Consider the following 12,929-nt stretch of genomic DNA (forward strand, 5'->3'; position numbering starts at 1 on the left):
CCAGCCTTTATTACAACGTACCCTCTAGGATTTTAGAAATAAAGTTACCTACACCATCATGATTATTATCTTCTGTAATATAATTCGCTGCACTCTTCGTTTTTTCACTACCATTTGCCATAACAACACCCATCGCAGCATTTTTTACCATATCATAATCATTATCCGCATCCCCAAAAACACAAAGTTCATCCAAAGATAAATCATGCATTTTTAATGCTTCTATTAATCCATTTGTTTTTGTAACTCTAGAATCCATGTATTCATATAGAACACTTGCTGTTTTTAAAGAAGCAGATTTGTAATTTTCATTATGGAACGTTTTACTTTTTTCTATTACTTTTTCCATATATCCTTCATCACAAACAATCATCACTTTTGATTTCGGTTCTTTTAAAAATTCTTTAAAATCTACAACCTTATAAGGTACCTTATCAAAATAAGATAGCATTTGAATATATTTATCATCTTTAGGAGCGTATAAAATTCCTTCATAAGGTATCGCAAAATTCAAATCCATTCCTTCATAATGATTTATAATGTCCTGAATCAGTGCTCCATCTAATGGATAATTTGATTTATCGATTCCTAAAATATAATCATAAATTTCTGCACCGCCAGTACCTACGATAATGTCTACTATATTGTTTACTCCCCATGTTTCTAACAAGGTTTTTACACTATCTACATCTCTTCCTGTACATAGACCAAACAAGATTCCCTGTTCTTTTGCTTTTTTTATCATTTCTATCGTAAATGGAGAAACATACCCTTCATCATTCAATAAAGTTCCATCTACATCACACATAATTGCTTTTATCACCATAAGCTATCTTCTCCTCATTTATCGTATTACTTCTTTTAATGTAAAGTGATGATCGTTATATTCATACACAAAAACACAACAGTTCGTAAAACCCTTTTTTAATTCTTCGCTAGGATCTTGTACACCTCGAAGAAAGTTAAAACAAGCACCTCCATGAGAAACCGCCAATACACTTTGATGATCTTCTTTTTCCATGATTTCTGTTAATGTTTTCATCATTCTATCTTTTACATCATCACTGGATTCCCCTCCAAACTGCAAATAGTATGTTTTACACCCTTCAGGATCATCGCAATTCAAACGTTCACTTTCTCCTTCTAATTCTCCATAAAACATTTCTTTTAATCCTTTTAAACGAGTATATTGCATATCGGTAACGATTTCTAAGGTATCACTGCAACGCTCACTTGTAGAACAATAGGCATGGTCAAAAGATATGCCATGTTCTTTAAAATATTCGGATACTTTCTTTGCCTGTTCTTTTCCCTGCTGAGTGAGTGGGGAATCACACCATCCCTGAATCTTTTTCTGTACATTAAACATTGTTTGTGCATGTCTCATCAAATATAAAGTTTTACTCATTCTTTTTACTCCTTACTTCATACACTTCTCCTGGTGCCAGTATTTTTACTCTGTTTGGATTTACAACATGGTCAAGAATATTTTGTGGATTTCCATTAAAGGGCGTCATGTCTGGTGCATCCACGCATCCCCAATGGATACAAATTAAATCACTATTAGGATATGTATTTGCCAATTGTATCGCACCTTTTAACGTAATATGCCAATCATTATCCGCAAAATCAAATAAAATAACATCTGGAGCTGACATATGCAAATGCTCTTCTAAAAGACGTGAATCCCCCGGCAGCCAAATCGTCCCATCTTCTGTTTCCATCCAATAACCGCAATACTCTTCTTTTTTCCATTCTCTATACTGATACTTTTTCACATCATTTTGCCAGTTATGCCATGCTGGTGTTAGTTTGAAAGTTATGTTTCCTATTTGAAACGTATCGTGTATTCCATGTCCAATTCCATTGATTTGCAATTCCTTTTCCATCTGCTGTGCAACATAGTATGGTGCATGAAACTCCTTGCATTTCTCCTTTAGTTTACGACAAGTCACACGACTGAAATGATCATTATCAATATGGGTAACTAAAACAGCATCTAAAAAGGGAACACTTTCTGGAAGCATTGGCATTTCAATTAAAAGCGGCATATCAAACCCCTCCAGCAATGGATCGATCATAACATTGGTACCCTTGCTGTTTATCATAATACCGGCATTTCCCAACCACCTGATTTGTGTACCTTCTATCTTATCAAATGCTTTTTTATCAATCAATTGTGTCTTCCCTGCTACTGCCTGTCCTTTTTCATTTATTTTAAATTTCATATATAGTTACCTCCTGCTTTTCCTTTTAAATTATGAACGTTCATTCTTATATACAACTCTTGCGATATGTATTGTTAAATATAACGTTTCTTCCTGTGATAAATCATATGCATAATTTGTTTTTAAAAATTGTTTGATTTTGAGGCAGTATGCATATGCATTTTTATATTTTATTTTAATTAGATCCAGCAAATCATCACTTTGTTCATCCTGATAACTGCTTTTTGTAATCAAACGATGTGCAAAAAACTTTAAATGTGTTATAAAACGATAAAAATATACGGAATCTTCATCAAAATCTATATGGAAGAAATACTTCACGATATTCAAAATTTCCTGCATGACCTTTGTAACTTCATAAATCGTTTCCAGCTTCTCATCCATTTCTGCATTTACGATATGAAGGGCAATAAAGCCTGCTTCATCCTCATTTAACTGTACATTCAGTTTTTCTTTGATCATTTCCAATCCATGTTTTCCTATTTCAAATTCATCTTTATAAAATTTCTTAATATCCCACAACAATACATTCTTTACGTCTACTCCTTCTTCATGACGCAGAATTGCGGTAGAAATATGATCACATAAAGAGAGATAAATGCTATCATTAAGTTTCTTTCCAAGCTTAAGTTTTACATATTTGATAATATCATCACTGATTTTCATATGTTCCACAGGGATTTCTGCAGCAAGTTCCTGAAATTTAGAAGAAACTTCATCAGATAACGTATAAACCTTGTCTATCAATTCATCCTCAATATGTTCTCCCACTTTTTTCTTAAATGCAATTCCTTTCCCCATGGCAATGATTTCTTTATCATGCTCATTTTTGCTAACAATGACATTATTATTTAAAATTTTGTAAATTTCCATATTCCTTCTCCTATAAATAAAAAACACCTATCTGCAACAAAAAAGAACTCTCTCAATTCTATCTGTGCAAACAGGTTTAGCTTGTACTTAAACAATCACTATCCAACTCTTTTACATTATAACAAGAATCAAATGATTGTCAACGCTTTCAAATGATTTTCTATAAAAAGACTGTAGCTATCCACTACAATCTTCTTTTACATTTTGAAAAGAAACAGAGATTAAAATAAGTTATGATTTTTACTACTCTACAGATTCATTTTCTTGTCCTGCATTTCTCTAAGAACATTATAAATTTTCTTTAGGAAAAAAACGATATCTACCAAGCACAAAACAGCAACAATTAATAGAATGTACATAATCATATAGTTCCTCCTCTCCCTTGCGATTCTGTAAACCATTGCTTTTCTCTAAATAAATACTAGCATATACGATTTGATAAAACAATAACAGTTACAAATGGAAGTGTATATACCTTTTATCAATTATTTTATTCTATTCTATTAGAAGGTATTTTGTTATAATTACATGGTATGGGGTGATGAGTATATGATAAAACTTTTCGCATCTGATTTAGATGGAACTTTACTTAATGAACTTCATGAATCTGATGAAGTTATATTTAATTCAATACAGCAGGTATTAAATAAGAATCTTTATTTTACAATTGCGACTGGAAGAGATTTAAATGGCAGTCTTAGAAATACTGGATTTGAGACTTTACCTATATATAAGATTTGTATGAATGGAGCATTTATCGCTGCACCAAACAAAGAAATTCTCTATAAGAAAGAAATAGACAAAGCTTTTTTGAAAGAAATACTTACACAATTTCCTAATATCCATTTTGATTGTATTTCTATAGATCATACATATGTTCAAGGAACAAAGAAGGAATATATACAGCATTTTTATTCTTCAAACATCTGGAAAAATCTTCATTTCTCAAAGGAAATTTTAGAAGGTTTCATTTCTTCTCATAAATTCGAATGTTCCCTAGAAGAAATATTATCAAAAGATATTTTGAAATTGAATTGTCGTGTACATGATGAAGAAACAAGAATTCGTCTTGATAATTTTTTAGAAAATCATAAGGATTGTGTTACAAATGCACCTTTTGAAAAAGGTGCTTATGAAATCACAGACATTTCTGTAAATAAAGGAAATGCAGTTAAAACTTTAGCTGATTATTTAAATATCAACACAAAAGAAGTTGCTGTTTATGGAGATGGAGGCAATGACTTGGAAATGTTACAAATGTTTGAACACTCTTACGCAACTGAAAATGCGTGTGAAGAAGCTAAGCAATATGCAAAAGAAATTATTGGACACTGTAAAGACCACGCGGTTCCTTTACATATCATAAAAACGTTATCTAACTGTTAAGAAATAAAGAAAAAAATTATTTCCCAGGTAATATTACAAAAACCTCGCAAATCGCGAGGCTTCTTTTCTTTATGGCGCACCCGACAGGGGTCGAACCTGCAACCGTCAGAATCGGAATCTGATACTCTATCCAATTGAGCTACGGGCACTTAACGATAATGATTATACCATAACCCCATGTAAGATTCCACATTCTCATTTAAAATCACTATATGCTATTTATTCTCTTTTTCCAGTTTCAGTAAAAACTCTTTCTTATCCAATCCACCAGCATAACCAACTAACTTATGATTGGTACCAATAACTCTGTGACAAGGTATAAGAATTCCAATCGGATTTTTATTATTTGCCATACCTACCGCTCTGCATGCCTTCTCATTTCCAATTTGTATCGCAATCTCCTTATAAGAGCGTGGTTTCTCCATAAGGAATGCTGCATAACGCTTTCCATACTTTTTTCTGAAATGAAGTTCCTTCCACTTTTAATGGAAGATCAAAAGACTTTCTCTTCCTTTCCTAGTAATGTTTCATTAGCTGGTAAGTCACTCCACCACATAGAATATCTATATTTTATATCTTTTTATTAGAATAATTCACAGTAAATAATGACATTATCATTAGCTCAGTTATTTTTATAATGTACTCCATATGTCATTTATACCATATTAATCAAAGTAATCTTTCTATTTCTTCTAATTGTTGAAAACAAGACAAGCTGCCCCTAATAATCCGCTGTCTTCATTTAATGTGGATTTACGCACCTTTACATATGGTTTTACAACGTCATAGACTCTTTCCTTTACCATAGCCTCTATTTCTTCTACAAAACCTTCAATCTTCAAAGCAACCGATCCTCCCAAAATAATAATCTCTGGATCTGTATAGGCTTGAATATTAGCTATAAAATTTGCAAGATAGATTTTTGCATCTTGCATAATTTCTTTTGCCACTTTGTTCCCTTCTTTTGCTAAATCATTTACCTGTCCTGCATGTTCTACTTTCAATCCTCGTTTTTTAGCCTGCTCAATGATTCCTGTTCCACTGGATATAGCTTCAATTCCACCTGGATAAATCATCCCATGACTTGGACCTTCATGTTTCATACAACAATTAGCAACTTCATTTGCAAAGCCATGAGCACCAATAAAAATTTTTTTATTAATAACAAGACCTGCACCTAATCCTGTTGATACTGTTAAATACTGAACATAGTCATACGCTTTTCCTTCCCCAATGACACTTTCTGCAAGTGCTGCTAAATTTGCATCATTTTCCAAATATACAGGAATATGTATTTTTTCTTCTAACTTTTTACTTATTTCACAATCATGCCATTTCCCATGTAAATTTGGTGTAGTAAGAATTTTTCCTTTGATAAGATCTAATGGTCCTGGACAAGACATTCCTACTCCCACAATATCTGTTTCAAAGGATTGAATTGTTTCCGCTATCTTATCCATTGTATTATCTGGATCATTCACATACGTTGAAAATTGAATTCTTTTCTTTATTTCATAGTTTTCATTGATTAGGGCTACTCTAGTATTTGTTCCGCCAATATCAATCCCTACTGCGTATTTCATTAATATCCTCCTCACATTTTTTTAGCTGATTCTTAATCGCATCTGTATAACGTTGATAACCATCTTGTGTTAAATGTAATCCATCTAAAAAACAATTTTCTAAAGGAACTCCATTTTCATCTAATAATGAATCAAATACATCTAAAAAAGAAACATAGGAATAAGGAATTATTCTTTTATATTCTTCAAATACCATACGAAGAATATCATTACTCCTTAAACCTTGCTTTTTATATTGGTATCCATGTATTTTTTCTATACAAGGAATACAGCTAATCAAATAGACTTTTGATTCTGGTAAATTCTCATGAATAATTTCTATAAGTTCTTTTACATTCATAGCAATTTGACGTGGGCTTGTCATAGTTGTATTGCCTAAATCATTAGTACCTATCATTATAAATACTTGTTTTGGGCAATATTTTATGACCGCTTCATCAACAAAATGTAAAAGCATATCACTACTAATTCCTACAATCCCACAATTTGCTGCTTCAAAAGAAAAATAGTGATCAATATCCATGTATTTTGTGATTGAATCTCCATAAAAAACAGTACTTACTTTTTTTCTATTATCTATGATTTCAAGCATTCTTTTAAGAATATCTTTACGTATTTGATAAACATCTGTATCATAAATCATTGTTTCTCGCATCTTTATCATCCTTTCAAAAAAAGTGAACATTCCTTTATGGAACGTTCACTTAACTTTATTTCTGATATAACTCAATCAATTCCTGTGCAAGTAATTTTACTGTTTCACATGAAGCCATTTGATCTTCTGCATGCATTAACAGTAATGAAAACTCTGTTTTTTCACCACTTGCCTCTTTCTGAATTAAAGTTGCATGTACATGATGTGCGTCCACGAATATATTTTCTGCTTCTTCCATTAACTGTTTGGCACCCACATAATCATTTGCTTTCGCTTTTTGAATTGCTTCTACATACATGGATTTTGCTGTACCACTGCAAGAAATGATTTGAAAACAAATCTGTTCCATTTCACCCATAAATTATTCTCCTATCATTTTCAATGCTGTTTCCAGCACTTTCTTTCCATTCATCAAACCGTAATCCTGCATATTAATAGTATCTACAGGAATATTTCCTGCTGCAGCTTTTACATTATTTAACTCATAACGAATCTGTGGTCCAATCAAAATACAATCTACACCCGATAAATCTTTTTTTGCTTCAGTTAATGATTTTGCTTCAATTTCAACTTCAAGGTTTTGTTTTTTTGCTTCTTCTTTCATCTTGTTCACTAACATACTTGTTGACATTCCTGCATTACATACTAATAAAATATGTTTCATATTATTTATTCGTCCTGCATTTTACTATTTTCAAGTTCAGCTTGTTTTGCTAATACTTTGTCATTAATTCTAACAAATGGAATATAAATTAAGATACCTAAAATGATGATAACCGCCTGTACAATAACTGCTCTATAATCACCAGCTGTCGCTAAAAATGCTGATAATAAAGGTGGAGTAGTCCAAGGAATCTGTACTACACAAGGATCCATGAATCCAGTTACCGTTGCCATGTAGCTAATAAAGATACCCATAGCTGGTACTAGCACAAATGGAATAATCAAAGAAATGTTATACACAATTGGATAACCAAAGATTACTGGTTCATTGATATTAAAGATACCCGGAGCAATTGCCAATTTTGCAACATTTTTAGTAACTAAACTACGACCAATGATAAATGTAGCAATCAATAAACAGATAGTTGATCCAGAACCACCAATTAAACCAAATGTTGCTACTTGAGATACATTGATAATATTTGGAATTTCCTGTCCTGCATTAAATGCAGCAATATTTTCTGTAATATTGATAATCAAAAGTGGTTCTAAGATAGAGCTATAGATAACTGATTGATGGATACCAAAGAACCATAGCATATTTCCTAATGAATAAAGAATGATACATCCCCATAATCCTGTACTTATATGACGTAAAGGTTCTTGAATAAATGTAGTAATTAAGTTGATTAAATTCATTCCAGTTATATTAAACAACAGTGCTGAAACAATTGCAAATAAACTCATTACAATAATAACAGGAATTAATACATTAAATGAACTTCCTACTGCAGGTGGAATATTATCCCCTAAATTCACTTGTAATTTTTTTATGCTTGATACTTTTACAAAAACCTCCGTTGAAAGTAATCCTATAATGATACCAGCAAACATTGCCCCAGTACCTAAATTAGCAAAAGGCAGAACACCTGCTACATCAACCAAATTTCCATTGACATCTTGAACATTTACAGTATTTGGCATCATAACAACTAAAGTTGCCATAGAAACCAATGCTGCAGATAAAGGATTTTTAAAATCCCTGTTTTGTGCCATATAGTAACCAGCCATTGCCGCAATCAATAAACCTGAAACATTTAATGTTCCATTCGCAATCACTGTTCCCCAATACTGTACATTCGCAAGAGTATCCCCTGAGAAAATCCAAGTAAATACAGTATTATTCAATAATACCGCAAGCCCAGCCAAAATGTATAATGGCATCATTGTTGCGAATGCATCTCGTAATGAACGTAAATGAATTTCGTTTCCTAGTTTCGCAGCAAACATTGTAAATTTATCTACGAATTTTCTTTTATTGTTATCCATAAAATTCCCCTTCCTATTTAATTTCTTCTTCTAAATCATAAAGAAAACCATTATTTTCAGATACTTTTTTATACCAATATCCGCTCTTTTTTATATTACGCTTCTGTGTTTCTAAGTCAATAGATATAAATCCATATCGATTTTTATAAGCATTATTCCATGACCAGCAATCCAAAGCAGTCCATGTATGGTATCCAAAGCAAGAGCTACCTTCTTCAATTGCTTTTGCAAGCCACGCTAAATGCTCTTTATAAAATTCAATTCGATAATCATCTTGAATATTTCCGTTTGTGTCTTTATATTTTTCTTCACCTTCAACACCCATTCCATTTTCACTAATAAACCATGGAATATTTCCATAGTTATCCTGGATATTTTTAGCAATGTCATATAGAGCTCGAGGATAGATTTCCCATCCTCTATATGGATTCATGCGTGCTTCTGGCCATTCATATTCTTCAAAATACTTATCCGGATTCCATGGATTTATATATTTTTCTGGATGCTCTTGTGCCTTTACACGTTTAGGATGATAATAATTAACTCCTAAAAAATCAACCGTATTATGATATATAATTTCCATTTCTTCTTCTGTAGAATCCCAAAGTACATTATCTTTTTCAAGTACTTTCACTAATGTTTCTGGAAATTTACCTTTTACTGCCGGATCTAAAAAAGAACGATTAAAGAAATCATCTGCAAAATGACTTGCATTCAAATCTTCCTCACTATCACTACGTGGATAGGCAGGCGTTAAGTTCAAGATAATACCAATTTGACCTGGAAGATTCATACTTTTATATAAAGCAATTGTCTTAGCACTAGCAAGATTAATGTTATACATAACCTGCACGGCTTCTTTTCCTTTACCTATATATTTTGGATAATGAAACCCATATAAATATCCAGCTTCTGGAATTACCATTGGTTCATTAAAGGTCGTCCAATATTTAATATCTTGTCCAAATTCTTCAAAAGCTACACGTGCGAATTTTACAAACAAATCTACAACATGCTTACTCTCCCATCCGCCATATTTTTGAAGCAGGTGTACAGGTATATCAAAATGATGTAAGTTCATCACTAATTCAATACCTAGTTTTTTTGCTTCAGCAATTACATTCTTATAAAATGTAATACCTTGTGTATCTGGTTCCCCTGTTTCCAAATCTTTAATTAAGCGTGACCATTGAATAGATGTTCTAAAAGAATTAAAGCCAATCTGCTTCAACAATCCAAGATCCTCTTTGTAGTGATGATAAAAATCACTTGCTACTGTAGGACCTACTCCATTAAAAAAATCTTCTGGTTTTGTTCTAAACCAATAATCCATAACATTTTCGTTGGCTTTTTCAAAAGTTCCTTCACTTTGTGGACCACTCGTTGCAGCTCCCCACCAGAAGTTTTTAGGAAAATGAATCTCTTTATTCATAAGCTTTCCTCCTCTACATAAGTAGTATATACCTTTTAATCTTATTTGTCTAGACATATTTATAATAAATATATATATTTATTTTTTAAGTATATATTAATTTGCAAAATATAGTATTTTATGGGATAATATAAAAAACTAATATGCGAAAGGGTGGATATATAAATGAGTACAAAATATAGAGAAATTTATAATATTTTTAAAGAAGAAATAGAAAATGGTACACTGAAACCTAATCAGAAAATTAGTGATGAGTTGACACTCTGTAAAAAATTCAATTGTAGCCGTATGACAATAAAAAAAGCTCTAGACATATTAGTACAGGAAGGGCTACTATTTCGAAAGCGAGGCATTGGTTCTTTTGTAATGAACTCCACTAATACACATCAAAGAATCACTTTATCAGAAAGAGAGCTAACAGGTCTTACAAAATCTGCTAAAAACAGCGTAACATCTAAGATTTTGGATTTTAAACTCATTTTCGCAAATGAAACGATAGCCAATTTCTTAAATATGAAACCTAATGAACCTTTATACTCTATTTATCGTTTAAGATATATCAATAATGATCCATGCGTGTTAGAACAAACATATATGAATCCTGCTTTAATTCCCGGAATAAATGAAGATATATTACACAGTTCTATTTACAACTATATTGAAAAAGATTTAAAACTACGTATTGGTTCCGCAAAAAAAATTACACGAGCATGTATTAGTAACGAAACTGATCACAAATATCTTTTATTAGAAAAAGAGGAACCTGTCCTCGAAATTGAGCAAATTGCATATTTAGACAACGGAATCCCTTTTGAGTATTCTTTTTCAAGACATCGTTATGATAAATTTGAATTTACCACCTATTCCTTACGTATTTAACATAAAATACGTAATTTTCTTATTTGGAAAGTATATAATTACAAACTTTAAGCTTCCATTCTCTATAATTTAGCATCATGGACTTGTTAAGCAAAAGAAATTATAAGTCATTGTAAAGAACACTCCGTTCCTTTACACAACATAAAAACGATATCTAACTTTTAAAAATAAAGAAAAAGTTATTATTTCTTGGTAACATTATAAAAACCTCGCTAATCGCGAGGCTTCTTTTCTTTATGTCGCACCCGTCAGGGATCAAACCTGCAACCGTCAGAATCGGAATCTGATACTCTATCCAATTGAGCTATGGGCACTTAACGATAATGATTATACCATAACCCCATGTAAGATTCCACATTCTCATTTAAAATCACTATATGCTATTTATTCTCTTTTTCCAGTTTCAGTAAAAACTCTTTCTTATCCAATCCACCAGCATAACCAACTAACTTATGATTGGTACCAATAACTCTGTGACAAGGTATAAGAATTCCAATCGGATTTTTATTATTTGCCATACCTACCGCTCTGCATGCCCTCTCATTTCCAATTTGTATCGCAATCTCCTTATAAGAGCGAGTTTCTCCATAAGCAATGCTGCATAACGCTTTCCATACTTTTTTCTGAAATGCAGTTCCTTCCACTTTTAATGGGAGATCAAATACCTTTCGTTTCCCGCTTAAATATTCCTCCAGCTGTTGGATAGCATCCACACACAACTTATCCTTATTTTCTTTTTGTTTTTCAGATACAAAACCACAGCGAACAATCGCAGTTCCATCACTGATTACTTCAATAAGACCAGCTTCACTTTCCACATACCCAACATACATAGGATCATACCCCTAATCTTTCTTCTACCTGTTTTAAGAAATATTGCAGGTATTCTTTATTCATTCGATAATACAAGCGATTTTGTTTCTTTTCAAAAATAACAAAACGTGCATTAATTAAAGCCTGCATATGATAAGAAATCGTAGGTGTAGATAAATGCAGTTTTTCTGCCAGCTGTGCTCCATAAGACGTTTCTTTCCCAAGCAGCTGCAGGATTTCAAACTTGCTGGTATCTCCTAATACTTTTAATCCAAAAAACAATTCTTCTTTGCTAATTTGCTGAATTTCTATAAGTTTATTCACCATGCCCACACCATAACGTATGATGATGTCTTTTGGCTTGCAGTCAATAAACGAAATACTTAAGATCTTTCCAACAGATGGATATATATATTCTCCTTCTGCTTCTATGTGAAAATCAAATTTTGTACATAGATAGGAATACAAATCTTTTCCTTCATATAGTGCAGCGATTTCTTCTTCATAGCGTTTTCCATAATACGCATAGATATCTTTATAATGTTCAAATAGTGGATATAGTTCCTGTATAATTTCACATAAATGTTCAACATACTTTTCCACATTCGTATGAATTTTCCATACATTCCATTTTACTGCATCTGTGTATGGTATATGATCAATTTCATTTAATAACTCTCCATCATGCGAAATTTGTTCTTTCATTTCTAAATGTGTAGATAATAAAACATCTAAAAATGCTTTTGGATTTTCTTTTGCGTTTTTTCGCATGGAAGCCAACTGTTTATCCAGTGTTTCTTCCTTGTAATCACAATACGCATAGCATAACAAAGATGAAAGTGTAAGATCATCTTCTTCCTGCAGAAATTGAAACAAGTATTCATCTTCCTGAAACTTTTCTTTAAATGTTTCGCCCACTTCTTTCATCATCATTAGCAAGCGATCAATCATCGCATATTCTTCTTCGCCTTTCGCATTCTGTCTTAACTTTTCAAAGTTCTTAGGCGCATTGTAGTATTTTTCTATAAATGAGATAACCTCATCTGCCATACAAAAGTGATGCTTATAAACTGCCATATCTATACCCC

The 12,929-nt window shown here is 32.1% G+C and carries 15 protein-coding genes and 2 tRNA genes; 2 read left to right on the forward strand and 15 right to left on the reverse strand.

The genetic code is table 11. The features are described 5' to 3' along the window. Positions 1 to 10: 10 nt before the first annotated feature. From A9CBEGH2_RS08100 to licT, 4 genes are read right to left on the reverse strand one after another with little or no spacing between them, the layout of a single operon-like run. A complete protein-coding gene (locus tag A9CBEGH2_RS08100) occupies positions 11 to 826 on the reverse strand; it encodes a Cof-type HAD-IIB family hydrolase (protein WP_163104561.1) in 816 nt (271 codons plus the stop codon). An 18-nt stretch (positions 827 to 844) separates the two neighbouring features. Next, the gene (locus tag A9CBEGH2_RS08105; RefSeq protein ID WP_118277488.1) at positions 845 to 1,408 is read right to left on the reverse strand and encodes a histidine phosphatase family protein; all 564 of its coding nucleotides are present in this window, start codon (positions 1,406 to 1,408) and stop codon (positions 845 to 847) included. Continuing rightward, positions 1,401 to 2,228 (reverse strand): MBL fold metallo-hydrolase, encoded by an 828-nt coding sequence (locus A9CBEGH2_RS08110; protein ID WP_118361819.1) that lies wholly within the window; start codon positions 2,226 to 2,228, stop codon positions 1,401 to 1,403. The genes A9CBEGH2_RS08105 and A9CBEGH2_RS08110 overlap by 8 nt, the downstream gene beginning before the upstream one ends. 30 nt (positions 2,229 to 2,258) lie before the next feature. After that, positions 2,259 to 3,101: a BglG family transcription antiterminator LicT gene (gene licT / locus A9CBEGH2_RS08115; RefSeq protein WP_163104563.1), complete on the reverse strand. Its 843-nt coding sequence runs from the start codon at positions 3,099 to 3,101 to the stop codon at positions 2,259 to 2,261. Positions 3,102 to 3,650: 549 nt separating this feature from the next. Here licT and A9CBEGH2_RS08120 point away from each other — a divergent pair. Further along, positions 3,651 to 4,487 carry a Cof-type HAD-IIB family hydrolase gene (locus A9CBEGH2_RS08120; protein ID WP_163104566.1) on the forward strand — a complete coding sequence of 279 codons (837 nt, stop codon included), beginning with the start codon at positions 3,651 to 3,653 and terminating at the stop codon, positions 4,485 to 4,487. 72 nt (positions 4,488 to 4,559) lie between these two features. On the opposite strand, the gene A9CBEGH2_RS08125 is transcribed toward A9CBEGH2_RS08120, so the two are convergent. From A9CBEGH2_RS08125 to A9CBEGH2_RS08160, 8 genes are all read right to left on the reverse strand, one after another. After that, positions 4,560 to 4,636, reverse strand: a tRNA-Arg gene (locus A9CBEGH2_RS08125). Between the two features lie 66 nt (positions 4,637 to 4,702). Further along, entirely contained in the window at positions 4,703 to 4,912 is a 210-nt protein-coding gene (locus A9CBEGH2_RS08130) for a methylated-DNA--[protein]-cysteine S-methyltransferase (protein WP_269473671.1), read from the reverse strand. A 267-nt stretch (positions 4,913 to 5,179) separates the two neighbouring features. Continuing rightward, the gene (locus A9CBEGH2_RS08135) at positions 5,180 to 6,070 is read right to left on the reverse strand and encodes an ROK family protein (RefSeq protein WP_163104567.1); all 891 of its coding nucleotides are present in this window, start codon (positions 6,068 to 6,070) and stop codon (positions 5,180 to 5,182) included. Further along, entirely contained in the window at positions 6,048 to 6,725 is a 678-nt protein-coding gene (locus A9CBEGH2_RS08140; RefSeq protein ID WP_115716618.1) for an SGNH/GDSL hydrolase family protein, read from the reverse strand. Before A9CBEGH2_RS08140 ends, A9CBEGH2_RS08135 begins: the two co-directional genes overlap by 23 nt. Before the next feature lie 55 nt (positions 6,726 to 6,780). Then, a complete protein-coding gene (locus tag A9CBEGH2_RS08145) occupies positions 6,781 to 7,083 on the reverse strand; it encodes a PTS sugar transporter subunit IIA (protein WP_115716617.1) in 303 nt (100 codons plus the stop codon). 3 nt (positions 7,084 to 7,086) lie between these two features. Beyond that, on the reverse strand, positions 7,087 to 7,389 hold the full coding sequence (locus tag A9CBEGH2_RS08150; protein WP_118277916.1) for a PTS sugar transporter subunit IIB: 303 nt from the start codon (positions 7,387 to 7,389) through the stop codon (positions 7,087 to 7,089). Positions 7,390 to 7,394: 5 nt separating this feature from the next. Continuing rightward, positions 7,395 to 8,717, reverse strand: a complete 1,323-nt coding sequence (locus A9CBEGH2_RS08155) for a PTS sugar transporter subunit IIC (protein WP_163104569.1) — start codon at positions 8,715 to 8,717, stop codon at positions 7,395 to 7,397. Between the two features lie 13 nt (positions 8,718 to 8,730). Then, the gene (locus tag A9CBEGH2_RS08160) at positions 8,731 to 10,149 is read right to left on the reverse strand and encodes a glycoside hydrolase family 1 protein (protein ID WP_115716614.1); all 1,419 of its coding nucleotides are present in this window, start codon (positions 10,147 to 10,149) and stop codon (positions 8,731 to 8,733) included. A gap of 165 nt (positions 10,150 to 10,314) precedes the next feature. On the opposite strand from A9CBEGH2_RS08160, the gene A9CBEGH2_RS08165 reads away from it, so the two are divergent. Beyond that, entirely contained in the window at positions 10,315 to 11,028 is a 714-nt protein-coding gene (locus A9CBEGH2_RS08165) for a GntR family transcriptional regulator (protein ID WP_115716613.1), read from the forward strand. A gap of 240 nt (positions 11,029 to 11,268) precedes the next feature. Here A9CBEGH2_RS08165 and A9CBEGH2_RS08170 read toward each other — a convergent pair. From A9CBEGH2_RS08170 to A9CBEGH2_RS08180, 3 genes are all read right to left on the reverse strand, one after another. Then, positions 11,269 to 11,342: transfer RNA gene (locus tag A9CBEGH2_RS08170), tRNA-Arg, on the reverse strand. Positions 11,343 to 11,408: 66 nt separating this feature from the next. Next, complete coding sequence (locus tag A9CBEGH2_RS08175) at positions 11,409 to 11,861, reverse strand: methylated-DNA--[protein]-cysteine S-methyltransferase (protein ID WP_115716612.1); 453 nt, start codon at positions 11,859 to 11,861, stop codon at positions 11,409 to 11,411. Positions 11,862 to 11,865: 4 nt separating this feature from the next. Beyond that, positions 11,866 to 12,918 carry an ArsR/SmtB family transcription factor gene (locus A9CBEGH2_RS08180; RefSeq protein ID WP_163104571.1) on the reverse strand — a complete coding sequence of 351 codons (1,053 nt, stop codon included), beginning with the start codon at positions 12,916 to 12,918 and terminating at the stop codon, positions 11,866 to 11,868. Positions 12,919 to 12,929 lie beyond the last annotated feature (11 nt).

The sequence above is a fragment of the Amedibacterium intestinale genome (assembly GCF_010537335.1).
In the GTDB taxonomy this organism is placed as follows: domain Bacteria; phylum Bacillota_I; class Bacilli_A; order Erysipelotrichales; family Erysipelotrichaceae; genus Amedibacterium; species Amedibacterium intestinale.